General features: G+C 36.8%; 22 protein-coding genes. 18 read left to right on the top strand and 4 right to left on the bottom strand.

The window, feature by feature from the left end:
- Nucleotides 1-101 precede the first annotated feature (101 nt).
- From IGJ04_RS10885 to IGJ04_RS10900, 4 genes are all read left to right on the top strand, one after another.
- Nucleotides 102-836 (top strand): pseudouridine synthase, encoded by a 735-nt coding sequence (locus tag IGJ04_RS10885; protein ID WP_438840208.1) that lies wholly within the window; start codon nucleotides 102-104, stop codon nucleotides 834-836.
- 133 nt (nucleotides 837-969) lie between these two features.
- Nucleotides 970-2,385: a dipeptidase PepV gene (gene pepV, locus IGJ04_RS10890; RefSeq protein WP_002371462.1), complete on the top strand. Its 1,416-nt coding sequence runs from the start codon at nucleotides 970-972 to the stop codon at nucleotides 2,383-2,385.
- Nucleotides 2,386-2,497: 112 nt separating this feature from the next.
- Nucleotides 2,498-3,642, top strand: a protein-coding gene (locus IGJ04_RS10895) for an IS3 family transposase (protein ID WP_096397480.1) whose coding sequence is annotated in 2 segments (ribosomal slippage) — nucleotides 2,498-2,771 and nucleotides 2,771-3,642 — 1,146 coding nt in all. Because the reading frame shifts where the segments join, the coding sequence is not laid out codon by codon here.
- 169 nt (nucleotides 3,643-3,811) lie between these two features.
- Nucleotides 3,812-4,045, top strand: coding sequence for a hypothetical protein (locus tag IGJ04_RS10900; RefSeq protein WP_002355504.1), 234 nt, complete (start codon nucleotides 3,812-3,814; stop codon nucleotides 4,043-4,045).
- A gap of 164 nt (nucleotides 4,046-4,209) precedes the next feature.
- Here the strand turns inward: IGJ04_RS10900 and IGJ04_RS10905 are convergent, their stop codons facing one another.
- A complete protein-coding gene (locus tag IGJ04_RS10905) occupies nucleotides 4,210-5,229 on the bottom strand; it encodes an acyltransferase family protein (protein WP_347496017.1) in 1,020 nt (339 codons plus the stop codon).
- 236 nt (nucleotides 5,230-5,465) lie between these two features.
- Between IGJ04_RS10905 and IGJ04_RS10910 the strand changes: the two genes are divergently transcribed.
- From IGJ04_RS10910 to IGJ04_RS10930, 5 genes are all read left to right on the top strand, one after another.
- The gene (locus tag IGJ04_RS10910) at nucleotides 5,466-6,419 is read left to right on the top strand and encodes an ABC transporter ATP-binding protein (protein WP_438840209.1); all 954 of its coding nucleotides are present in this window, start codon (nucleotides 5,466-5,468) and stop codon (nucleotides 6,417-6,419) included.
- Nucleotides 6,420-7,937, top strand: a complete 1,518-nt coding sequence (locus IGJ04_RS10915) for an ABC transporter permease/substrate-binding protein (protein WP_252654544.1) — start codon at nucleotides 6,420-6,422, stop codon at nucleotides 7,935-7,937.
- A gap of 141 nt (nucleotides 7,938-8,078) precedes the next feature.
- The gene (argR, locus tag IGJ04_RS10920; protein WP_002355509.1) at nucleotides 8,079-8,534 is read left to right on the top strand and encodes an arginine repressor; all 456 of its coding nucleotides are present in this window, start codon (nucleotides 8,079-8,081) and stop codon (nucleotides 8,532-8,534) included.
- A 33-nt stretch (nucleotides 8,535-8,567) separates the two neighbouring features.
- Nucleotides 8,568-10,076, top strand: coding sequence for a phosphomannomutase/phosphoglucomutase (locus IGJ04_RS10925; protein ID WP_438840210.1), 1,509 nt, complete (start codon nucleotides 8,568-8,570; stop codon nucleotides 10,074-10,076).
- Nucleotides 10,077-10,099: 23 nt separating this feature from the next.
- The gene (locus IGJ04_RS10930) at nucleotides 10,100-10,654 is read left to right on the top strand and encodes a GNAT family N-acetyltransferase (RefSeq protein ID WP_438840211.1); all 555 of its coding nucleotides are present in this window, start codon (nucleotides 10,100-10,102) and stop codon (nucleotides 10,652-10,654) included.
- Nucleotides 10,655-10,778: 124 nt separating this feature from the next.
- Here IGJ04_RS10930 and IGJ04_RS10935 read toward each other — a convergent pair whose 3' ends face one another.
- The gene (locus IGJ04_RS10935) at nucleotides 10,779-11,642 is read right to left on the bottom strand and encodes an RluA family pseudouridine synthase (RefSeq protein ID WP_010710803.1); all 864 of its coding nucleotides are present in this window, start codon (nucleotides 11,640-11,642) and stop codon (nucleotides 10,779-10,781) included.
- Nucleotides 11,643-11,984: 342 nt separating this feature from the next.
- On the opposite strand from IGJ04_RS10935, the gene IGJ04_RS10940 reads away from it, so the two are divergent.
- A complete protein-coding gene (locus IGJ04_RS10940; protein ID WP_002366159.1) occupies nucleotides 11,985-14,171 on the top strand; it encodes a PBP1A family penicillin-binding protein in 2,187 nt (728 codons plus the stop codon).
- Between the two features lie 62 nt (nucleotides 14,172-14,233).
- A complete protein-coding gene (locus tag IGJ04_RS10945) occupies nucleotides 14,234-14,575 on the top strand; it encodes a YlbF family regulator (protein WP_002355518.1) in 342 nt (113 codons plus the stop codon).
- Between the two features lie 68 nt (nucleotides 14,576-14,643).
- Here the strand turns inward: IGJ04_RS10945 and IGJ04_RS10950 are convergent, their stop codons facing one another.
- Nucleotides 14,644-15,102 carry a helix-turn-helix domain-containing protein gene (locus tag IGJ04_RS10950; RefSeq protein WP_002368000.1) on the bottom strand — a complete coding sequence of 153 codons (459 nt, stop codon included), beginning with the start codon at nucleotides 15,100-15,102 and terminating at the stop codon, nucleotides 14,644-14,646.
- Nucleotides 15,103-15,117: 15 nt separating this feature from the next.
- Nucleotides 15,118-16,680 carry an ATP-binding cassette domain-containing protein gene (locus IGJ04_RS10955; RefSeq protein WP_010713899.1) on the bottom strand — a complete coding sequence of 521 codons (1,563 nt, stop codon included), beginning with the start codon at nucleotides 16,678-16,680 and terminating at the stop codon, nucleotides 15,118-15,120.
- 429 nt (nucleotides 16,681-17,109) lie between these two features.
- On the opposite strand from IGJ04_RS10955, the gene IGJ04_RS10960 reads away from it, so the two are divergent.
- From IGJ04_RS10960 to IGJ04_RS10990, 7 genes are all read left to right on the top strand, one after another.
- Nucleotides 17,110-18,342, top strand: coding sequence for a radical SAM/SPASM domain-containing protein (locus IGJ04_RS10960; RefSeq protein WP_002373328.1), 1,233 nt, complete (start codon nucleotides 17,110-17,112; stop codon nucleotides 18,340-18,342).
- On the top strand, nucleotides 18,335-18,607 hold the full coding sequence (locus tag IGJ04_RS10965) for a hypothetical protein (protein WP_002373330.1): 273 nt from the start codon (nucleotides 18,335-18,337) through the stop codon (nucleotides 18,605-18,607). The genes IGJ04_RS10960 and IGJ04_RS10965 overlap by 8 nt, the downstream gene beginning before the upstream one ends.
- Entirely contained in the window at nucleotides 18,604-19,104 is a 501-nt protein-coding gene (locus IGJ04_RS10970; protein ID WP_142963816.1) for a S24/S26 family peptidase, read from the top strand. The genes IGJ04_RS10965 and IGJ04_RS10970 overlap by 4 nt, the downstream gene beginning before the upstream one ends.
- Before the next feature lie 273 nt (nucleotides 19,105-19,377).
- Nucleotides 19,378-20,613 (top strand): DNA repair exonuclease, encoded by a 1,236-nt coding sequence (locus IGJ04_RS10975; protein WP_002379104.1) that lies wholly within the window; start codon nucleotides 19,378-19,380, stop codon nucleotides 20,611-20,613.
- The gene (locus IGJ04_RS10980) at nucleotides 20,610-23,321 is read left to right on the top strand and encodes an ATP-binding protein (RefSeq protein WP_438840212.1); all 2,712 of its coding nucleotides are present in this window, start codon (nucleotides 20,610-20,612) and stop codon (nucleotides 23,319-23,321) included. The genes IGJ04_RS10975 and IGJ04_RS10980 overlap by 4 nt, the downstream gene beginning before the upstream one ends.
- Nucleotides 23,318-24,262, top strand: coding sequence for a 3'-5' exoribonuclease YhaM family protein (locus tag IGJ04_RS10985; protein ID WP_002355522.1), 945 nt, complete (start codon nucleotides 23,318-23,320; stop codon nucleotides 24,260-24,262). Before IGJ04_RS10980 ends, IGJ04_RS10985 begins: the two co-directional genes overlap by 4 nt.
- Nucleotides 24,263-24,370: 108 nt before the next feature.
- Nucleotides 24,371-25,515 (top strand): IS3 family transposase gene (locus tag IGJ04_RS10990; protein ID WP_438840213.1). Its coding sequence is split into 2 segments (ribosomal slippage): nucleotides 24,371-24,644 and nucleotides 24,644-25,515, totalling 1,146 coding nucleotides; the frame shifts between segments, so codons are not numbered across the junction.
- The last annotated feature ends 20 nt before the right edge of the window (nucleotides 25,516-25,535 follow it).

Raw genomic sequence — 25,535 nt, forward strand, 5'->3', positions numbered from 1 at the left:
TTGAACTACTTTCAGCAGATTCTCTTAAGAGACAAGGCTTGAGACATCGATCGATTCGATTTATGTCCCAAGCTATTTTTTTAAAGGAAAGAGGAATGACGATGCGTTTAGATAAATTTTTAGCCGATGTTGGTATCGGTAGTCGTAAAGAAATCAAACAATTGTTAAAGAAAAAAGTCGTTACGGTGAATGGTGACGTCGTAAAAGAAGCCAAAACACAAGTAAATGAAGAAACAGATCAAATTGCCTTGATGGGAGAAATTCTTACGTATCAGAAATTCTTTTATTACATGTTGCATAAACCACAAGGTGTCATTTCTGCGACGGAAGATCAGCGAGATGAAACGGTAATTGACTTGTTAACTGATCAGGATTACCGTGCCGACTTGTTCCCAGTTGGTCGCTTGGATAAAGATACCGAAGGTTTGCTTCTGTTAACAAATGATGGCCAGTTAGCGCATCAATTATTATCACCCAAAAAGCATGTGGATAAAGAATATTTAGCTGAAGTTGAGGGACTTGTGACAGCGGAAGATTGTCAACTGTTTGCGCAAGGATTTGCCTTGAAAGATGGAGAAATGGTTAAACCAAGTCGCTTAGTCATTGAGACGATCAATGAGGAAGAAGGGACTTCCGTAGTCCGTTTAGTGATTCAAGAGGGGAAATTTCATCAAGTCAAACGGATGTTAGCCACTGTAGGCAAACCTGTGACGTATTTAAAACGATTACGAATGGGCGAAATATGGTTAGATGAAACGTTAGAACTAGGGGAATATCGGCCCTTAACAGAAGCCGAATTGCAACAACTACAACCTAAACAATCATACCTCAATTAAAATAAACAAAAACCCAGCCCTTTCTGCGGAAAAGATAAAAATTTTCTCGAAAAATAGTGTCGGGTTTCTTTCTTTTTCTGCATAAAATGGTATGATTGACTATGTAGAACTTTATGAATAGGAGTGACAACAAATGACAATTGATTGGACAAAAGAAGTCGAAGCACGTAAAGACGACTTATTAGAAGATTTACAAAACTTATTACGGATCAACAGTGAACGTGATGATGCACAAGCAACACCTGAAGCGCCCTTTGGACCTGGACCAGTTGCTGGCTTAAAACACATGTTAGCGTATGGTGAACGTGATGGCTTTACGGTGAAAAATGTCGACAATTACGCTGGACACATTGAATATGGTGAAGGCGACGAAACGTTAGGGATTTTTGGTCATATGGACGTTGTTCCTGCTGGTGATGGTTGGGAAACAGATCCTTATGAACCAGTCATTAAAGATGGCAAAATTTATGCACGTGGTGCAAGCGATGATAAAGGCCCAAGTATGGCTGCTTATTACGCAATGAAAATTATCAAAGAATTAGGCTTACCCGTGTCTAAAAAAATCCGTTTCGTAGTAGGAAGTGACGAAGAAAGCGGCTGGGGCGATATGGATTACTATTTCCAACATGAAGAAGCGCCAGACTTTGGTTTCTCACCAGATGCTGAGTTCCCAATTATCAATGGGGAAAAAGGAAATGTGACTATTCGTTTAACTTTCCGAGGCGGTAACGGCGCTGATTATAAATTAGAAAGCTTCAAATCTGGCTTACGTGAAAACATGGTTCCGGGAACAGCAGATGCTGTTGTAACGGCTGCTTCAGCAGACGAAGCGGCTTCACTAGCTGCTAGCTTTGAAACATTCATCAAACAAGAAGCAAAAATTTCAGGTAACGCAGAACTTTCAGATAAAACAGTGACTTTCCATGTAGTTGGTAAAGGTGCTCACGGTGCTAGCCCACAATCTGGAATTAACGCAGCGACTTTCTTGGCAACTTTCTTAAATGATTACAGCTTTGCAGAAGGCGCATACAGCTTTATTAATACCATTGCTGAATTTATCCATGAAGATTTTTATGGTGAAAAATTAGGCGTGGCTTTTGAAGACGAAAAAATGGGTAAATTGACAATGAACGCTGGGATTGTTAACTTTGATCCAGAAAACCCTGAAAATAGCTTAGTAACATTAAACTTCCGCTATCCAAAAGGAACTTCAGCAGAAGAATTACAAGCAAAAGTTCAAACAACAGTCGGTGAAACGGTCACTGCAACACAAGGAGATCGCAACCAAGAACCGCATTATGTACCAGTTGATGATCCATTGGTGGCAACGTTACTACAAGTTTACGAAGACCATACAGGCGAAAAAGGCCAAGAACAAATCATTGGTGGCGGTACTTATGGCCGCTTATTGAAACGTGGTGTTGCCTATGGCGCAATGTTCCCTGGCTACACAGACACAATGCACCAAGCCAACGAATTTATGGAATTAGATGACTTATTCCGAGCAGCTGCTATTTATGCAGATGCGATTTATCGTTTAGCGAAGTAAAGTAAAAAAGCTGTTTTCGATTTTGAACTGACCCAATAAACTGAGACAAAATAAAAAAGCACCTCTTGTTGAATTCACGTTAAAATGAATTTAACTAGGAGGTGCTTTTTCAATGGGAAATCGAGTTTCTTATCCGATTCACATCAAAGAAATGGCTATACAGATGAAAAAAGAGAATATTCCTGTAAAAATAATTATGGCAGAATTAGGAATTAAAAACAAAACACAAATTGAAACATGGTGGCGTTGGTACCGTAATGGCGAGAATCATCGTCTGGTTCAACCCGTTGGAAAACAATATGCTTATGGAAAAGGTCCAGAAATTCTATCAAATGAACAACAGCTTAGAAATGAAAATAACTATTTAAAAATGCATATTGAGGTGCTAAAAAAGTACAAAGAATTGGAAAGGACGTGGAGCCAGAAATATTTGTAGAATTAGTTAAAAGAATGAAAGGAAAAATAACCATTACTGCATTGTGTCAACTTTTCGGCGTTTCGCGAGCTACTTATTATCGTTGGACTCATCGAAAAGACTTGGGAAAGTTAACACCTCTTGAAGAAGCTGTTCGTCGACTTTGCTTCCAACATAAGTTTCGATATGGCTATCGAAAGATTACTGCGTTGATTAATCAGGAATACAAAGTAAACAAAAACACCGTACAAAAGATTATGCAGAAATATCATTGGAATTGTCGCGTGAAAATGAAGAAACGCAGTAAAGTGGGACAACCTTACACGGTTGTCGAGAACAAGCTAAATAGACAATTTTCTTCAGACGCTCCTTTAAAGAAATTGGTAACAGATATTACTTATCTGCCTTTTGGTCAAAAGCAATTGTATTTGTCTTCAATTATGGATTTATACAATGGTGAAATTATTGCCTATACCATCGGTGATAAGCAAGATACGGCTTTTGTTCTGGATACACTTGATCAATTGCCCCAAACAACGGATTGTCTATTGCATAGTGATCAGGGCTCTGTTTATACTTCTTTTGACTACCAGAATCAAATAAAAACAAAAGGCATTACCATGAGTATGTCCCGCAAAGGGACACCTTCAGATAATGCCTGCATCGAATCGTTTCATGCCTCACTAAAGTCTGAAACGTTCTACTTAGATGGGCTCACAAATGAACCTACATCTATTGTAATAGAAATTGTAAAAAAATACATTACTTATTATAATGAAAGTCGAATTCAACAAAAACTAGACTACCAATCGCCGATAGATTATCGGAAATCAGCAGTCTAGGAAAATGCTTTTTTATTCCTGTCTCACAATCTTAGGTCAGTTCCATTTTCGAAAACAGCTTTTTTTTGCAATTTTTGCCTTTTAAAAACCCAAAATCAGAACCGTCAATTTACTGAAAATTTCTTGCAAATCAACGGATCCCACGATACGATAAATAGGAGAAAACGCAATGAGTGAAACACTTATTGTTAACTATTTAATCAAAGGACGTGTGAAGATGAACGTAGAAGAATTAGTTCAAAAAGCAAAAGATTTAATTGGAGAAGGCAACGTGGAACATGCGCAACAATTCATTGAAGAACATAAAGATGAATTAGGCGAACACTATCATAAAATTACAGCGATGTTAGCTGATACAACGACCGATGGTTTGTTTGATAAAATTAAAGGATTGTTTCAATAGTTGAAAAAAATCTGAGATAAAAGTGTTTAGCTCCAAAAACCAAGTAGGTACGATGATTTCATTTGTTCATGCTTCACGGTGAAACATTGCAACTCTCGCCGTTTAACAGTTTTTGAGCGTGGAGCAAAAATCCAAAGTGATTTTTGTCCCACGCTCTTCTTTTTTTATTTAACTTTTAACCATTGTTTTGGCAACACATACGCAATTGGATTAAAAAGATAATCCGCTCCCCGTTTCACCACAGGCATATTCGTAATAGCTAAAATGAAGAGGGCTAAGAAGAAAAGTGCCAGGATTCGGAAAGTAAACCATTCTTTAAAGAGTGTGTCTAATTGCAAACCACTTTCCAACAGAATAATTAAGGGCATATGCAAGAGATAAGGGTAGAGGGTATCTTTTCCGAGGGCGCTTAAAGGTAACTTTCGTTTCGGCAATAATGCAAACCAAGAAAGAGACACCAATGCTGCAGCAACGTAAAAGAACAGCTGAATGAAACTACTGTATTCAAAGGCCGGACTAATTTCAGCGTAGGAAGCCCAACCAGTTAAGAAGCCCCAAAATTTCGTTGCCAATGACCATTGACTATTTACAAATAAAAAGGAGCTTAAAATTACGCCTATCGCTGCCCATTTGACTTTGCGATGATCTAAAAAGGTTTGCAGCTTTTGAATATCCATTAAGTAGCCACAATAGAAGAAAGGGAAGAAGCCCAGAGTCCGTCCTAAAGACAAGAAATCTTCCACAGGTAAATAGCCTGAGGCGCAGCCGATAACAACGATAATTGGCAACATGATTTTCGGCTGAATGCGCTGAAGAAAGATGGTAATTAAGTAGAAACTTGCTAAGGAAAGTAAGTACCAAGGAACGCCCGTTTCGTTCAGTAAATCAAAATTCATTTTATTTGCAAAGGCGAAATTAGCAAGCGTAATCAACAACTTCGCTAAGAGATAAAGCCAAACAAAGGAAAGTAAACGGAGATATTTTCGTTGTTTAATGGCATGTTTACTGAAGAGTCCAGAGACAAAAATAAAGGCTGGCATATGGAATGAATAGATCCAAAAGTTGATCGTTTCCATGAGTCGTGAAGGAGAAGCTTCACGATCTAAAATATGCCCAAAAATCACTAAGAAAATTAAAAAAAGTTTCACGTTGTCCCATTTATAAATTCGCTTGTCGTTTTCCATAACGATCACTCCTTTTAGTAGAAAACAGTTCACTTTTGTTTAAGGCAGAAGAGGACAATTTTTCCATTCATTGAGTAGATAATTGTAGATACGAACCGGCAGCCGTTAAATGAGCCCCCACATACTTGCGCTTAAAACAAAAAATTAGGCAGGATGTTAGTCTTAAATTATACTGAAAGAGTGACGATCCTCCAAAGATTTTGTTTATTAAGAAGTGAAAGATGCGGTGAAAATAAATGATAAAATTTCAAAATGTTTCAAAAGTATATCAAGAAAATGCCGTTTTGTCCGATGTGAATTTAACAATCCAACAAGGCGAATTTTTTGTATTAGTAGGGCCGAGTGGTAGTGGAAAAACGACGACTTTGAAAATGATTAATCGGCTCATTGAGCCAACGACAGGTGAAGTGGCTCTCAATGAACAAGCGGTAACCAACTACCCTTTACGTGAATTACGACTAAAAATTGGCTATGTTCTTCAGCAAATTGCCTTATTTCCTAACTTAACCGTGGCGGAAAATATTGAGTTGATTCCTGAAATGAAAAAATGGCCCAAAGAGCAACGCAGAGAGCGAACCATTGAACTATTGAAAAAAGTTCAGCTGGATCCTGATGAATATTTGCATCGTAAGCCAGCAGCGCTTTCAGGAGGCGAACAACAACGTATCGGGATTTTACGCGCCATTGCAGCTGAACCAGAAGTGATTTTAATGGATGAACCTTTTAGCGCGCTAGATCCAATTTCAAGACATCATCTTCAACGTTTGGTGAAAGAACTTCATCAGGAATTAGCGAGTACCATTGTTTTTGTAACCCATGATATGAATGAAGCTTTATTGTTAGGTGAGCGCATCTGTATTATGGACGCTGGCAAAATTATTCAAGTCGATACGCCAGAAGCCATTCAAAAACATCCGAAAAATAATTTTGTCGGTCAATTTTTCAAACAATCTTCGCCAGAACTAGCGAACTATTGTGGCGCTGACTTGACTGCATTTTTAGAAGCCGCAGATAAGACGATTGAGCCAGTGCCGACTGTTTTCATGGAAACCAATTTAAAAGAGATTGTCCAACTCATTAATGCGCAAGAGAAAGCAAATTTAGTAGAAAAACAACAAGTTTTAGGGTGTATCACCTCAAAAACGATTACTCGTTTTATGGAACAACTGTTGGAAAGCGAGGGACAGTAGATGCAAGCACTGATTGAAACTTTTTTCGCTCGAAAAGAAGAATATCTGCAAGCGTTAATCGAGCATATGCAATTGTCCTTTATTTCGTTATTATTCGCTGCATTGATTGCCATTCCTTTAGCCATTTATTTAACGAGTCATCGCAAGTTAGCGGAAAGTCTGTTACAAGTGACTGGGATTTTCCAAACCATCCCTTCTTTAGCTTTGCTAGGCTTATTGATTCCGTTAATTGGTATTGGTCGACCACCGGCAATTGTTGCGCTAGTGATTTATGCCTTATTCCCAATTTTACAAAATACCTATACTGGTTTGACGGAAATTGATCCTTCGTTAGAAGAAGCCGCAGAAGCATTTGGTATGAGTAAAAAAGAAAAACTGTTCAAGTTTGAGTTGCAAATGGCATTACCATTTATTATTTCTGGGATTCGAACGGCTACCGTTTTAATTATTGGTACGGCCACGTTGGCAGCGTTAATTGGAGCAGGCGGTTTAGGGACCTTCATTTTATTAGGAATTGATCGAAATAATTTATCGTTGATTTTTATTGGAGCTCTTTCATCAGCTGCACTAGCAGTCTTATTTAATTATGGAATTCATTGGTTGGAAAAAGCGAATGGGCGGCGACTAATCATTGGCGGTACTATTTTAGGCCTTTTGTTAGGTAGTTCATTTTTCTGGAATCAACAAACTTCTTCAAAGGAAAAACAGCTGACAATTGCTGGCAAATTAGGAGCGGAACCAGATATTATTATTAATATGTATAAAGCCTTAATTGAAGAAAATAGCGACATTCAGGTGACGTTAAAGCCAAACTTTGGCAAGACTACTTTTTTATATAATGCCTTGAAATCAGATGAAATCGATCTTTATCCAGAATTTACAGGAACAGTGATCGAGACCTTTTTAAAAAATCCTCCTCAGCTAGACAATCAACCTCAAGTAGTCTATGAAGCGGCACGCGCTGGCTTGAAAAAACAAGAAAACCTTACTTTGCTGAAACCGATGCGCTATGAAAATACGTATGCCGTCGCAGTTAAGCGCTCATTTGCAAAAGAGCATCAATTAAAAACGATTAGTGATTTACAGAAAATTAGCAATCAGTTGAAAGCAGGTTTTACGTTAGAATTTATTGATCGGCAAGATGGTTATAAGGGATTACAAGAAAAATATCATTTAAATCTGAATGTCCAATCGATGGAACCGGCGTTACGCTATCAAGCGATTAATAATGGTGAGGTAAATGTGATTGATGCCTATTCAACGGATAGTGAATTGAGACAATACGATTTAGTAACGTTAGAAGATGATCAAGCGCTATTTCCGCCTTATCAAGGAGCACCACTTATTAAAACAGCAACGTTGGAAAAATATCCAGAATTAGCAGAAATATTGAATAAATTGGCAGGAAAAATTAGCGAAGAAGAAATGAGTGAAATGAATTATCAAGTCAATGTGGAGGGGCAAGACCCTAGCATAGTGGCGAAAGACTATTTGAAAGAAAAGAATCTTCTTAAATAAGTATTTTTTACTGAAAAAGACTGGTATATAAACATTTATCCAGTCTTTTTCAGATAAATAAAGAGTTTAATGTGAAAAGTACCTGTATTTTTACTCATTTTTGGATATAATAAAAGAAATGAATGGAGAGGAGTGGTCTATATGAAAAAAGCAGAACGTCAACGTTTGATTAAACAATTAATTATGCAACAAGAAATTGAAACACAAGATGAATTAATCACACGTTTGGAAGAACTTGGCGTCCGAGCCACTCAAGCGACTGTTTCAAGAGATATCCGTGAAATGAGTATTGTTAAAACACATGGTGCAGATGGTCGTGTCAAATATGCAATTTTTTCTCAAGCACAAGGCACAAGCAGTGAAGAGAAATTACGAGAATCAGTAAAAGATTCAGTTGTTCGAATGGAGCGAGTACAATTTATTGTCATCTTGCATACAGAGATGGGAAATGCCGATGTGGTGAGTAACTTTTTAGATGAAGTAGCTTATCCGGAAGTGGCGGGTACAGTGGCTGGTGCGGATACGATTATTGTGATTACACGTTCAGAAGAGGATGCGGAACACTTTATCGAACGCATCGAAAATATGATTTTTTAAAATTGAAAGCATCAATAGAAGGGAGTTTTTTTCTTGGTAGAATTGAAAGCGCTACAAAATGGTTCGGATATTCGGGGAATTGCTTTGGATACGGAAGAACAAACTGCAACATTAACCGTAACAGCAGTAGCCGAGATTGCGGTGGGCGTGGTTCGTTGGTTACAGGACAAAAAACAGCTGCCACGAAAGGCACAACAGCGCCTGACAATTGCAATCGGACATGATAGTCGTCTAACGGCGGAGCCGATTAAGCAAGCATTAGTAGATACGTTTCTTTCATTAGGTATTCAGGTGATTGACGTTGGTTTAGCTACGACGCCTGCTATGTTTATGGCTACTCAATTTACAACGCTTCAATGTGATGCAGCGATTATGATTACAGCTAGCCATTTGCCTTACTACTTTAATGGCTTGAAGTTCTTCACAGCAGAAGGTGGAGCAGAGAAAGAAGATATTCGGTATATTTTATCTCATACTGATCCGCTGACAGCCAATGAAAATGGCACACTGATGAAGCAAGAGTTACTGCCAATTTATGCGGAGCATTTGGTGGCAAAAATCCGCCAAGGAATTCATTCGCCCGAAGAGAAACCTTTACAGGGCTTTCGAATTATCGTTGATGCGGGTAATGGGGCTGGGGGCTTCTTTGCGGAGCAGGTTCTTCAAGTTTTGGGCGCTGATACGACGGGATCACAGTTTTTAGAACCAGATGGGCATTTTCCTAATCATGTACCTAATCCAGATAATTCTGAAGCAATGAAAAGTATTCAAACGGCTGTTTTAGCTAATCAAGCAGATTTGGGCATTATTTTTGATACAGATGTAGATCGTTCGGCTGTGGTGGACCAATCAGGTGAGGTACTAAACCGAAATAATTTAATTGCTGTTTTAGCGGCAATCGTTTTAAAAGAAGCGCCTGGTAGTTATATTGTGACAAATTCGCCAACCTCAAGTCATTTAAAAACATTTATTGAAGAAAAAGGCGGCCAACAGATTCGTTATATTTCTGGTTACCGAAATGTCATTAATAAAATGATTGAATTGAATCATGGGGGCTTTCAGACACCGTTAGCCATTGAAACCAGTGGTCATGCAGCGTTTCAAGAAAACTACAATCTGGATGATGGTGCATATGTCGTGGCGAAAATTTTAATGTTGTTACCAGAATTGAAACAAAACAATCAAACGTTAGGAGATCTGATTGCTACATTGAAGCAACCGGCAGAAACCAACGAATTTCGCTTCAAAATTACTGCGGAGGATGTTACTTGTTATGGGCAACAAGTCTTGCGAGACTTTGAATTGTTTGTAGAAAATCAAGCAGACTTTGCTGTGGACCGTGAAAACCAAGAAGGTGTTCGGGGAAACGTGTCTGGTCAATATGGCAGTGGTTGGTTTTTGCTACGCTTAAGTCTGCATGAACCGTTGCTTGTTCTTCAGGTAGAGAATGACCAAAGCGATAAAAATGCGTGTGTCATCGAAAAAATTGCCACTTTTTTACAAAAATACGAGGAAATAGATAGTCAGCAAATAGAAAAATAATCTAGGAAATTAAAGGTGTTCTTATGGAAAATGTCTTAAAAGGAAAACACATTGGCTTTTCTCATTTTAGAGAAGAATATATCGAATATATTGCAAAACAGCAATGGGATAATGAATTGCTTCGGCATTTGAGCTGGGATGCTTTACATCCGTGGGGGCTTGAAGAATGGAAAGATTTCACGATTAATAAAGGAGAAGATGATCGATTTCTATTTGCTATTTTAGAAAATACGACAGAGGAATTTATTGGTTGGGTTTCGTTGTCTGATGTACAGTTGAAAAATAGAGGGGCCAATTTAGGGATTGCTATTTTACAAAAAGAGCAACGTGGTCAAGGATATGGCTTTGAGGCGGTGTCTTTAATTTGTAAATTTGCTTTTTATGAATTGGGCTTGCACAAAATCAGATTAGCTGTCAATAGTAACAATCAAAAAGCGATTCATGTTTATGAAAAAGTAGGCTTCAAAAAAGAAGGAATTGATAGAGAAGCGTTATTTCAAGATGGCCAATGGCTGGATATCTACAATTACGGAATTTTACAAAAAGAGTGGCTACAAATGATTAAGGCTGAGAGTTAGCTCAGGAACTGTTTAACACCAAGACACTGAGCAAACGCAGATATACCGTTCTCAGCAGTGAATGTGCGGTAAAATAAAAAAACAGAAGAAATCGGCGGTTACCGTCCGATTTCTTCTGTTTTTTTTACCATAGGCCAGGCGCTGCAGTCACAACGATTTGTTTTTTTGTAAACGGATGGAGTAAATGAAGTTGTGAAGCATGGAGCATTAAACGAGCTGCCTGCGATTTTGGGTTGTATAACGGATCACCAATAATTGGATGCCCTTCGCTAGCTAAATGGACCCGAATTTGGTGCGTCCGACCTGTTTCTAAAACACAGGTAACTGCGGTTTGATTATTAGAAAGAGCTTTGACCACTTGGACATGTGTAATCGCTGAATCCCCTTTTTGAGGATCAATCCGTCGTTTCCGGCGATCATGCCGATCACGACCAATCGGCTGATTGATTGTCTGTTCTTTTTGGTTAAAGTGACCAGCTACAATCGCTTGATATTGGCGGTAAATTTGTTTTGTTTCTAATAAACGCCCTAAAATAGGTAAGACAAAAGGATTTTTAGCAAAGACAATCGCACCACTGGTTTCTTTATCTAATCGATGAACGACATAAGGGACCTGATTTTTCTCAGCTAAATAGGCAGCAACATGATTTAACAAGGTGTCTGTTTCCTGTGGCTGATTTGGATGGGTTTTAATGCCATAAGGTTTATTTACAATCATTAAATGTTCGTCTTCATATAAAACCTTCACACGCGTTGCTTCCCCCAAATGAATAGTGGGACGTACATAATCGGTTTCTTCAAACGTTAAGGTGACACAATCGCCAGCTTGGACTGGAAAATGAAAAGCAGCTGTTTCTCCGTTGATTTTGACATTTTTTCGCGTGCGTAAAAAATGGCGCACTTTTCGAGGGACTAGCCACTCATTTTCTAATAGTTCTTTTACAGTCATTGTTGAAAAATTTTCAGGTAATCTCATTGAATATTCCACCAAATCCCACCTTTCACTGATTCGCTATTTAGTGTAACAAAGCTACTCAAAAGGTCAAGTCAGAACGGAAAAAAAGCTGAAATTTGTTAGAAAGGCAGTTCCTTGAGAGATTCTTAAACAAATTTACATAAAAAACGAAGAAAAGCATGATAGAATAGAGGCTAAATAAAGACTCGTTTCTAAGCGTAAGCAATTATTTACCTCTAGCGAAGGCAACATTTCCTTTGCTACAGCGAAAAGACCATTGAAATTGTTTTTCAAGAATTTTTCATGCTTTAGACCTAGGTCGTACTCACAAGAATATGGTAGACTTAGCCAAGAAACGTAAACAGAGGGAGTACTATGGATAATCTTAAACAATTTTTTAGTAAAGTCGGTGTCGGATTACGTCATTTTTGGACGTGGATAAAGCCTTATTTAATACAATTCCATCAAGCCAGAAAGCGGATTTGGAAAAAGTATCAAATCAATAAAATTTTCTTGTTAATTGGTTTGGTAGTCGCTTTAGGTGCCAGTATTTATTTATTTTACTTAGCCAAGTCCGCAAACGTTGAGACCCTAAAATCGGGTCTAAGTGAATCAACACGTGTTTATGATGAATCAGGAAAAGAAGTCGGAAAGTTATTCGGGCAAAAAGGGACTTTTGTGGAGCTGGATAATATTTCTCCTTATATTCAAGATGCGGTTATTTCAACTGAAGATCGCGGGTTTTATCAACATAAAGGGTATTCCATCAAAGGGATTGCCCGTGCGGTTGTTGGAAAATTGACCTTCGGGAAAATCGGTGGCGGTGGTGGCGGAAGTACAATTACGCAGCAATTAGCCAAAAATGCTTACTTAACGCAAGAACAAACGTTAGATAGGAAAGCCAGAGAATTATTCTTAGCGATTGAAATCGAAAAGAAATATTCGAAAAAAGATATCTTGGCAATGTATTTAAATAATTCTTATTTTGGTAATGGTGTCTGGGGCGTGCAAGATGCAGCTCGTAAATACTTTGGCGTGGATGCGTCCCAAGTTACAGTGGGGGAAGCCGCAACGCTAGCGGGCATGTTAAAAGGGCCAGGAATTTATAACCCAATTGATTACATTGACAATGCCACAGCGCGACGGAATACCGTTTTACAACTAATGGTCGACAATAAAAAACTATCTCAAGAAGAAGCCAATCAAGAAGCGAGTGTTAACTTAGCGAGTCTATTAAATGACACCTATGTTGGCGACGAAAATAGTTACAAATATCCATATTATTTTGATGCGGTAATTGATGAAGCGGTCAATCGTTATAAATTTAAAGAAGAAGATATTTTAAATAAAGGATACAAGATTTACACTTCTTTAAATCAGGGGTATCAAGATGCGATGGATGCAACTTATAAAAATGATGCACTATTTCCACCCAATGCAGAAGATGGTGCCATGGTTCAGAGTGGTTCTGTAGCCATTGATCCGAAAACCGGCGGCGTGCAAGCACTGGTGGGCGGTCGAGGGGAACATGTTTATCGAGGCTTTAACTTTGCAACGCAAACAAAACGTTCACCAGGCTCGTCCTTAAAACCAATTTCTGTCTATACACCAGCTTTAGAGGCTGGCTATAAACCAGACTCTGTTTTAGAAGATAAACCACAAGATTATTATCCAGCGCAAAACTATAGCCGCACGTACAGTGGAGAAGTTCCTATGTATCAAGCCTTAGGAGAAAGCTTAAATTTACCAGCGGTATGGTTATTACATCAAATTGGTTTAGATAAAGGCTATGAAAAAACAGAGAAATTTGGCATTCCATTATCAGAAAAAGATCGGTACTATGGTTTAGCCCTTGGGGGATTACAAACGGGTGTTTCGCCACTAACTATGGCGGGAGCTTATAGTGCCTTTGCCAATGAAGGCTATAAAACTGAAACGCATTTAATTACAAAAATCGTCGACTCAACTGGCGCAATTGTAGTTGATAATACTAAAGTCAAGAAAGAACAAGTCATTACCAAAGATGTTGCAGACGGGATTACAAGTATGCTGCTAGGGGTCTTTAGTTCTGGGAGCGGGGTCAACGCACAACCAGCAGGCTACGTAATGGCTGGTAAAACAGGTACGACAGAAACCAACTTCGATAGTAGTAAAACGAACGATCAGTGGGTGATTGGTTATACACCAGAAGTTGTCATTGCTACTTGGCTAGGCTTCCAAGAAACCAGTAAAACCCATTATCTGGAAGGTAGTAGCGCCACATATGCTTCTCAGGTGTTCAACAGTCAAGCCAGTGGCATCTTGCCACAAGTCAAACAAGCACAATTTCCTGTCGCGGATGCTTATGCCACAGGTGGGAAAGTTGTTGATAGCAACGATAGTTTAACTGGTGGTGCCAATTCTAATTGGCGGGATAACTTAAAAGACTTTGGAAATTCTGTTCAAGACGGCGCTAGCAATTTCGGAGATACATTGAATGAAGTTGGGGGACAAATTAAAGACGGCGCGAAAAAAGTCAAAGACAAGATTGAAGGAATTTTCGGAGGCTTATTAGGAAATTAGTTGGGAAAACCTAAGAGAAATGGTACAATAAAGATGAAACTATTGAGAAAAGAGGGATTCCATTGAGTAACATTTATGATACAGCCAATCAGATTGAACGTGAACTACGTGAGTTAGACGAATTTAAAGCATTACAAGCAGCGTATGAAGAAGTAAAAGCAGACGAAGCAGCTTACACATTGTTTAAAGAATTCCAAGGATTCCAACAAGGACTTCAAGAAAAACAAATGCGCGGCGAAGAATTCACGGATGAAGATGCTGAAAAAGCACAAAGCATTGCAACGAAAGTGCAAGAAACAGCAGTTATCAACGAATTAATGCAAAAAGAACAAGCGTTTAGCTTAGTTGTCAATGATTTAAACCGAATTATCATGACTCCTGTGCGTGATATGTATAACGATTAATAATAAACCCCCAGAGAAGCAAGTGCTTCTCTGGGGGTTTATTATTATTTAATTTTGTGAATAGCTAGCTACTCTTGGTAATTTTGAATCGATAATTCTATAAAGTTTGTTAGCCAGTTTCCAAAATTTAAAATGTAAGCATGAGGGCCAATTAAGGTAATTCTAACAAGGTTTCTAGGCAAAAGCTGATATTCAAAACTTTTGTTTTGCTGATTACTACCGTAAACAGAGTTGAAATGTTTTAGTATTTTATTTTTAACGAATTCAATATCACTTTCTGTGTTAAGTGAGAAAGTCAATGTTACAAGGCCTTCATTGTTTTGTGGAACATCTTTTACATAAGATTCGATAGCGGTGTTCTTTACAATGATATCATCTGATTTTCCTAAAAAATCATAAATATCTCGTTCTGAGAAACGCCATTGTCCACCAATTTTTGTTCCTTTTATTTTTCCTTCTTTCAAATAATTTCGAATGGTTCTTGTGGTCACATTTAATTCTTGGGCTAATTGTTCTACAGACAACATATTTAGAAGTCTCCTTTAAATATTTATAATTTTATTAGCGTATTGACTATTTTTTTTATCGTGAGAGGTAAAGATGAATATTTTATCTTTGACACATTCTAATAATGTTTCAAAGATTGCTTGACTGGATTCTTCATCAATATTACTGGTACTCTCGTCTAAAATATAAACATCGGCATCCGCTAAAATAAGTCTTGCGACTGCAATTCTTTGTTTTTCTCCACCAGATAAATTACTACCGTTTTCAGTTAAAACAGTTTCCCAGTCCTTAGTTTTCAAAATAGGATTAAGAATGCCTGTATTTAAAATAAGTTGTTTTTGTTCATAGGATAGAGGCGTTCCCATACCAATATTTTTTTCTAAAGTTTCTGTGAGTATTGTTGGTTCTTGTGCCAAATAGGCAATTTTGTTTCTCAAACTTTTATTATTTATTGCATTGATTGGTAAATCGTTAATCATAATTCCTGCTGATTCTCGAAACTTTAGTAATAGTTTTAATAAAGATGATTTACCACTTCCAGATTTTCCCGTTAAATAAACTCGATCCCCATTTTGTAGGTTTTCTTGGATCCTGTATTGAAATTGGTTGCCGTCTATCTCGAATGTTGGAAAAAATAACTGGATGCTTGCAATAGCATCTATATCTATGTCACCATCTCTTTCTATATTTTTGTCTAAACTATCTTTTATAAATGTATTTGCTGTTGTTAAAGTATTTAAATCGATAGTAACTTTAGATAATTCACTCAAAGAGGAAAAAAACAAAGGCAAAAGGATACTTAATATAATTAGACTGGAAATGGGCAAGTTATCTGCCGCAATTAACATACTTGTTCGAATATAAACAAAAGTTTGGAAACTTTGATTAATAAAAGCAACAATACTACTAGTGCTTTGAGCGAATTTATTAGTACTAGCTACGGATTGATACATTAAATTGATTTTTTCGTAGAGTAAATTTTCTAATATTTCAGCTGAAATACCGGCTTTAACAGCATCTTGATTTGATAACGTAGAAATTAAATTTTTGTTTGCAACAGCTGCATTTTTTTGCATGTTTTCCATTCGAACTTTTAATTTTTTATTTATATACTTAAATCCAAAATAGTTTAAAGGAATCAATAAAACCATGAATAAAACAATTTCAATAGAAAGATAACTGACCATAAGTAAAGATAAAAGGATAGTGAAAATTGATTTAATTGTCACACTGAAGCTAGATATCAAAAATAAATAAAGTGCATCCACAGCACTAAAAATACGATTAATCAAATAGGTTGGTTCAAGAGTAATGTAAGAGTCATACTTAAGGTGTATCATTTTATTAATTAGAGTAAATAAGTAATTGGAATTGAATCTTGCAGCAAAATTTTCTTTATAAACCATGATAACTAATTGTATTACTAAAGACAATAACATGGCTAAGAAAATATAGATCATTGCCTGTGAATTAAGGTTTTTTTTATTTGTTAGATATTGAATGATAATTGGTGCAATTAAAGAGGTTAATGTGGTGACTATAGCAGTCAAACTAACTAGAAAAACAAATTTTTTATTTTTTTTCATAATCTTTTCCATGATTTGCAACTCCCCTTTCGTACTTAAACACATTGTATATAATTTCATAATAGATATCAATATTTTCGCTGTTTTTCCTAAATTATATTGAATAAAGAGGAAAATATTTGACCTTATGAGGAAAAGTATGTATTATTTGAAATATATTTAAGGAGCTGATTATTTAGGAGAGGAGGAATTTTCTATGAAATTTAATAAACCAGAATTGAAAAAAATTGGCAAAACAATTCAATTAGGCTGTATGTGTGGAATCCTTGTAGGTACTGGAACTTAAAAAACAATTTTGAATAAAGAAATGTAACCTAATCAAATTTTTCATTTAATATTACGAAACGATGAATCTTAGCTCCTTAAATTTTCTATCTTTAATTAATAATGTACGCTTAAGTTTAAATGCTCTCAGGCATACAAAGAAGGGAAGGATAATTTTTGTTAAAATTTTATTTTTATAGAAACAAGGTTATAGTACATAATCCAATTATTAGTAGTTGGATTGGTATAGAAGAAAATGAACTTCCTATTCTCGAAAAATATCTAAAAACTAGAGATAGACATGATATCTCAAAAGACTTATTAAGAAAAATAGAATTGTATAGAATCTTTGATTTCACTGACTTGGAAGTAGAGGAGAATTTTCATAAATTAATAGAAAATTTCTCTATTCCACGCACGGTATATATTGTTGTAACCGAAGAATGTAATTTAAAATGTACCTATTGTTATGCTGAAGCAGGTCCAGGTAAAAAGCTACGTAGAGAATTAGATTACGAAGAGTATGATAAGATTTTTAAACAGTTAAAGGTAGCTGGAGTAAAAAAAATTGTTTTTACAGGTGGAGAAGTTGGTTTAAAAAAGAACTTCTATAAGATATTAGATAATGCATATAAAAAAGGATTTATCTGCAACTTAATATCCAATGGTAGAGTAGCCTATAACATCAAACAAGCTAAGTTTTTATCTGAACGTTGTTACAAAATTACAATCAGTTTAGACTCTTTAAATGAAAATAACAATGATGACAATAGAGGAAGAGGATGCTTTAAAGTTGCTACAAAGGCTTTAGAGAATCTAATAAAACTTAACTTTAAAAATTTAGCCATTAATCAAACAATTACTAAAAATAATGTTGCTGACATTGATACAATGGTTGCCTTTGCAAAATCTCATAAAATAAACTTAAATATTGGAACTTTTTGTAAATTGGGTAGAGGATTTGACGATATTTCTCTTACAAAAGATGAAAGAAAAGAGATTGATCGGATTGCGATGAAATACAAGAAAGCTTTAAATCCATTTACAATTAAAGTTCATTGTGGTCAAGGTATCGGAGAATTTTCAATTGATCCCATGGGAAATGTCTATACTTGTAAGTTATTGGATCAAAAAGATTTTTACTTAGGGAATGTTAGAGCCGAACCGCTAGACTATATTTTTAAGAATAAAAAAATTGATCACTTCTCTTATTCGTCCCTTGGTATGGAGCCGTGTAAAAATTGTTCATTCAAACTGCTTTGTGGAGGCTCGTGTAGAGCAAATCATTATTATTCAAAGTCAAAGGATGATTCTTCGAATGTAATCAATAATGAGGAATGCAAAATAATCAAAGGAATGATTTTGGAACAAATGTATCAATTTGTATATGGAGGTAAAGAGCATGCTTAGTATTAATGAAAAAATTAATTATGAAGACAAAGGAGAGTTTTTAGTTATATCATTAAATGAGGATGGCTTTATGCTTGAAGATAAAACTTCAATATTTATTTTTCATAGAATCGAAGCTGAAAAATTTAAGAATATTGATGAAGCTGTGTCTAGGTTATCTAAAGAATTTGATACAGATAATCAAAATATGCATATAGTAAGAGAACAAATTAAGGCATTTATAGAAGAGCTATTGAAATATGATGTGGTGGTGATGAGGCAATGAGGTTTGTTGCAGAAGGAGTATCTATGTTGCCAACATATAAAGAGGGAGATATTTTAATAGCACAATGTAGTAACTTTGAAATAAGTACAGGTAAAATTGTTGTAATAAAAAGTCTATACAACAACTTTTTTGCACATAGAGTAGTCAGTATAGGAGAAGGTCTAGCCATATGTAAAGGAGATAATTTTAAATATTTTGATCCCCCTGTAAGAACTAATTCAATTGTAGGCGTGATAGAGGATCAGGCAGATGACAGCTATGTGAAAGAGAAGATAAAAATAAGAGCAATATATAGTAATGAAAAAATTAGTGATAATTTTAATATCTTGGTTCTTTCTAAAAATCTATTGAGAGAGATACATTTAGAAAATTTGGTGAACTTTGAGGTACCTGTTGATTCAGAAGAATTCTGTATTTATTATAGATATTTAAGCAATAATTTACCTAAAAACCAAAATGATTTTTTTAATAAATTTGATTCAATATTCAGTATTTGAACTTATAGAAAGGACTACTTTAGTACCTGTTTTTAGAGTAATCCTAAATTTGAAATCATTTATAAAAATTTTCACTTATTATTCTTACCAATTATAGCTATTTTACTTTTATGAATATAAGAAGAAACGGACAATCTAAATACTTGCTTTTTCGACAGAATCAGTTAACCTGATTCTTTTTTTATTGAAAAAACGAACAAATTTTCGTATGTTTTTACTGACCAAGCTGGCAGAAAATGATATGATAAAGGAAGGAGAAAAGGAGGGGAAACGATGAAACTATTGCATACAGCTGATTTACACATGGATCGGTCTTTTGAAGGGTTAACTGGGATCCCGACAGCCTTAGCGAAGCGCTTAAGAGAAGCTAATCAACAATTGTTAATGAATATCGTAACAGTTGCTATTCGAGAAGCGGTGGACTTGGTTATTTTTGCAGGAGATACGTTTCATCAAAGTCAGACCTCTATTTCAATGCAAGCCCAATTGATGGCCGCATTAGAACAGTTGAAACAAGCAGAAATCCCCGTGATTCTAACATTTGGGAATCATGATTACTATAAAAAAGACCGCTATTGGTTTTCTTTTCCAGACAATGTTTTTTTATTTGAAAAAGAAATGGTTGAGACACTGTATTTTGAAACGAAAGCGGGCGAACAAGTGGCTGTTTCAGGGTTTAGTTATGAGCATCCCTGGATTGATGAAAATAAAGCACTAGAATTTCCTATCAAACAAGCAGAATCTGACATTCATATTGGGATTTATCATGGAGACACCAGTCGGAAAGCGCAACAAAATTATGCTCCGTTTACATGGAAGGATTTAAAAGCCACTGGCTATAATTATTGGGCATTGGGCCACATTCATCAGCCGCAAATTGTTAGTGAACAACCGCTAATTGTTTATCCTGGAACACCTCAAGGGCACACGAAAAAAGAACAGTCTTTACAAGGGGTTGCAGTGGTCACACTTTCCCAAAATCAAGCGACTGTTCAATTTGAAAAAGTCGCAGAAATAGATTGGACGAATGAAGAAATATCTCTGGCGCAATGCCGTGACACCCAAAGCGTTTTGTCTTATCTTGAAACCAGTTTGCTGACGAAGTGGCATGCGCATCAGCAACAGCAATTGATGGCGTTGACACTGAAAGAAACGCAACATTTGGATGTGACCGTGGTGCAAGCCATTGTCAATGGTGAACTATTAAGCTACTTACAGCAGCAGCTTTTACAAAAAACGCAAGGTGATTTTTTTGTTTATCGCCTAATATTGCAAGCAGAGGAACCAACGAAAGAACCGATCTATTTAGCCGCTAGTCCCAACTTATTAACGGCATTAGAAAAAACATACTTAGATCCAGTTATTTTTGAAGATACCACCAAGGAATTGTTACGTTATCCAGAATTTGCTGGAATTTTTTCAATGGATGAGCAGTGGCGATTAGAGAGCTTGCGCCTAGCACATGAGCAAATTAATGAAGACTTTACTATTCAGGAGGACCCACTATGAAATTACTTGCAGTAGAGATTGTGGGCTTTGGAAAATGGCAACAACAGAAAATTACATTTGAATCTGGTAATCAATTGCTGTACGGCGCAAATGAAGTTGGCAAGTCCACATTGTATCAATTCATTCAAGCAATGCTGTTTGGTTTTCCCACAAAGGGTAAAAGAAAGCGCGATTACGCACCTAAAAATGGTGGTTCGTATGGTGGTCGTTTGTGGTTGGAACATCCTGTGTTTGGGGAAGTTCAAGTCGAGCGTTTTAAAGAAAAAAATAAAGGGCAAGCAATCATTTATTATCAACAACAAATGGGGGATGAAAAAACCTTACAGCAAATGTTACATCCGCTAACGAAAAAGTTATTTCAAGAGGTTTTTACTTTCCAACAAGAACAATTAATTACGAGTGACAAGTTGACAGAAGAGGAACTGCAAACATCCTTGTTAGCCATTGGTGTTTCTGGTAGTCAACAACTTTTGACTTACCGAAATGCGTACTTTAAAGAAGCACAAAAAATCTTTAAAGGTAAAGGACAGCAGCCATTACTCAATCAGAAGTTGGCGGCTTATCAAGAACTAAAAGAGCAAATTCAAGAGAAAGAAGCGCAGCAACAAACTTTTCAACAATTAGAAGAAACGATTCGCGAAACAGAACAACAGCGAGTGACACTGCAACAGCAATTAAAAGAAACGCAACAGGACTTGTTACAGGTGGCGGAACAGCAACGTCACTTTCCCTTGTACGAAGAATGGCAGTCGCTGCCTGAAGAAACAGAGAACGTTGTTTTAGTAAAAGAAGACCAAGTTCAACTAGAAGAAACCTTTCAAGAATATATGTACCTAGACAAAGAACGACAACGTTTGACCAAAGAGTTATCTCTTCAGTCAGAAGCGCTCGATGTTCCAGAAGGCTATGCTTTTTACCTAGAACAAGAAGCATTGATTCAACAATTGTTGAATCAACGCTATGATATGCAACAATTGATGACGGAATCGGAATGGATGACCCAAACCTTTGATCAAAATCGTCAAGAAATGGTCCTTTTAGAGAACGAATGGTCATGGTCGCCTGAACGACCACCACAGCTTTTTTATGACAACGAAACCGTTCAAAAGTGGCGCCAACAACAAGTTGCGTATACGCAAGCTCTTCAAAAAGGCCAAGAACAAAAAGCATTCTTGGCTTCTCAAATTGAAAATCTGGAAGACCAGTTAACGGACTTTGAAAAAGAGCACGCTGCATTTTTTGGTGAAGCGACACGTGCTCAAAGAGCGCAGAAAACAAGTCAGCCACTATGGTTATTGTCAGGAAGTCTCCTTACATTACTGGGTTTCTTTTTGCCGAGCCCTTTAAAATGGGGCCTAGTTCTCGTGGGAGTTAGTCTTATCGCAAAAGAAGTGATTGGCTACGCCACTAGAAAAGAAGCGTCCTCAGATGAAGTGAAAGAAGAATGGCAGACGAAACTTTCGCAACTAGATTATTTAAATGAACAGTTCCAACAAGCGTTGAATCAAGAACGTGAGGCACAACTGCAAGTGGAACAACTTGAACAAGCAGTAGCGGAGCAAGCCCAACTTCATCAATTAGGAAAAATGAATCAAATTGATACTTTAATGAATCAGCGGGAATTGATTACGCGCTATTTATTGCTTGTTCAAACAAATGAAGAACTCATGAGTCAATTGAAGGAAAATCAACAAAAACGCCAAGTATTTGAAGAACAAGTCTTCCCATTGATGACGCATTTACCCTTGCAAGGAAAGAGCCTTTCCGAAAAGCTACACTTTTTAGAAGGGTTTGCTGAAGAAATGGAGAAAGTTCGCTTTGCTCAAGAGTATCAAGCAGATGGCTATCTCAAACAGCAGTTACGAGAGTTGAAAACTAAACAGCAAGAAGCATTAACACGAATTCAGCCTTTACTAATTCGTTATCGGATTCTATCAATCGCTGATGTTCCAATGAGGATTCAACAGCTGACCACTCAGCAAGCTCAAGTTGGTCGTGGGCAAGAATTAGCGACACAATTAGGCAATCTGTTTCCAGAAGCGGTAACAGAGGCAACGTTAAAAGACCGTTCTTTACAACTGGCGCAGCAACAAGCACTGGTAGAAAGCCAGTTAAATAAAATACAAGAACAGTATCAAGCGCTGATTTATGAAAAACAACAATTAATGACGGATGGTACCTTAGATGAGTTGTATCAACGCCAAGCGATTTTAAAAGCGGAAATCAAAGAACTAGCTCAACGTTGGTCTGGGTATCAACTGGCGGGGCAACTGTTAATGGACCTATTAACAGAGCTTTCGGAACAACAATTGCCCAGCTTATTACAGTATGCATCAAGCTACTTTGCACTTTTAACAAATCAGCGTTATCAATCAATCCAAGTAGCCGAAGGTCAACTAGTTGCGGTGACGAAAGAACAAGAAATGTTTTATTTACATGAATTATCAACTGGCACTAAAGATCAATTGATGATGGCTGTTCGTTTTGCCTTTTTAGCAGTCCAAGGCGAGCAACTGGTTTGTCCAATTATCATTGATGATGGCTGGTTACACTATGATCATCAAAGAAAAGCCCAATTAGCTGAATTATTTACTAAGTTTGGTCAAAAACAGCAAGTCATTTGTTTTTCTTCTGACCAAGAAATGGTAAGCTATTATCAGGACTTACAACAAAGAGTAATTGCGTTAGAAGGAGGAAGCGTCAAGTGAAAAAATTACGTGAATTAACAGTAGAAGAACTTTTTGAATCATTTGTTCTAATTAAAAATGCCGATGTGCGTGTAGCTAAAAATGGGAAAAAGTTTATTGCCTTTACCTTTCAAGACACATCTGGCACGATTGACGGAAAATATTGGGACGCCTCTGAGGATGAAATTACACGATTTACTGCGGGAAACGTTGTTTTACTGAATGGGAAACGAGAAGTTTATCAAAACAAACCCCAAGTAAAAATTTTACACATGCGTTTAGCGACAGCAGAGGAACCAAGCCAGCCAAGTTTATATATGGAACGAGCGCCTTTGAAAAAAGAAGAGATGGTCGAGGAAATCAATCAAGTGATTTTTGAAATTACCAATGCTCATTGGAATCGTATTGTGCGCTATCTCATGACGAAATACCAACAAGAATTTTATGAATTTCCTGCAGCCAAACGGAACCATCATGCTTTTGCGAATGGCTTAGCTTACCACACTGTCTCAATGTTGCGCCTAGGCAAAGCAATTGCTAAGGAATATCCTGAAATTAACACGTCACTATTATACGCGGGGATTATTTTACATGACTTAGGAAAAGTTTTAGAGTTATCTGGTGCTATTACGACAGAATATACGGTGGCAGGGAACTTAATTGGTCATTTAGTTTTGGTGGATGAGGAAATTACCAAGGCGTGTCTGGCTTTGAAAATTGATGATCGAGAAGAAGACGTTGTCGTTCTTCGGCACATGGTCTTAGCCCACCATGGACTGTTGGAATATGGCTCACCTGTGCGACCAAGAATTATGGAAGCGGAAATCTTACATCAAATTGATACCATGGATGCGTCCATTCAAATGATGCTAGGGGCCATTCGTCAAACACAGCCTGGGGAGTATACGGAACGAATCTTTGGTTTAGATAACCGCAGTTTCTATGTTCCAAAAGATAAATAAAAAAAGGGAGTGGTCAATCTGAACTGACCCAATAAACTGAGACAAAATAAAAAAGCACCTCTTGTTGAATTCACGTTAAAATGAATTTAACTAGGAGGTGCTTTTTCAATGGGAAATCGAGTTTCTTATCCGATTCACATCAAAGAAATGGCTATACAGATGAAAAAAGAGAATATTCCTGTAAAAATAATTATGGCAGAATTAGGAATTAAAAACAAAACACAAATTGAAACATGTTGGCGTTGGTACCGTAATGGCGAGAATCATCGTCTGGTTCAACCCGTTGGAAAACAATATGCTTATGGAAAAGGTCCAGAAATTCTATCAAATGAACAACAGCTTAGAAATGAAAATAACTATTTAAAAATGCATATTGAGGTGCTAAAAAAGTACAAAGAATTGGAAAGGACGTGGAGCCAGAAATATTTGTAGAATTAGTTAAAAAAATGAAAGGAAAAATAACCATTACTGCATTGTGTCAACTTTTCGGCGTTTCGCGAGCTACTTATTATCGTTGGACTCATCGAAAAGACTTAGGAAAGTTAACACCTCTTGAAGAAGCCGTTCGTCGACTTTGCTTCCAGCATAAGTTTCGATATGGCTATCGAAAGATTACTGCGTTGATTAATCAGGAATACAAAGTAAACAAAAACACCGTACAAAAGATTATGCAGAAATATCATTGGAATTGTCGCGTGAAAATGAAGAAACGCAGTAAAGTGGGACAACCTTACACGGTTGTCGAGAACAAGCTAAATAGACAATTTTCTTCAGACGCTCCTTTAAAGAAATTGGTAACAGATATTACTTATCTGCCTTTTGGTCAAAAGCAATTGTATTTGTCTTCAATTATGGATTTATACAATGGTGAAATTATTGCCTATACCATCGGTGATAAGCAAGATACGGCTTTTGTTCTGGATACACTTGATCAATTGCCCCAAACAACGGATTGTCTATTGCATAGTGATCAGGGCTCTGTTTATACTTCTTTTGACTACCAGAATCAAATAAAAACAAAAGGCATTACCATGAGTATGTCCCGCAAAGGGACACCTTCAGATAATGCCTGCATCGAATCGTTTCATGCCTCACTAAAGTCTGAAACGTTCTACTTAGATGGGCTCACAAATGAACCTACATCTATTGTAATAGAAATTGTAAAAAAATACATTACTTATTATAGTGAAAGTCGAATTCAACAAAAACTAGACTACCAATCGCCGATAGATTATCGGAAATCAGCAGTCTAGGAAAATGCTTTTTTATTCCT

Origin of the sequence: Enterococcus sp. AZ050 (assembly GCF_051715085.1) — a bacterium.
GTDB lineage: Bacteria > Bacillota > Bacilli > Lactobacillales > Enterococcaceae > Enterococcus > Enterococcus faecalis.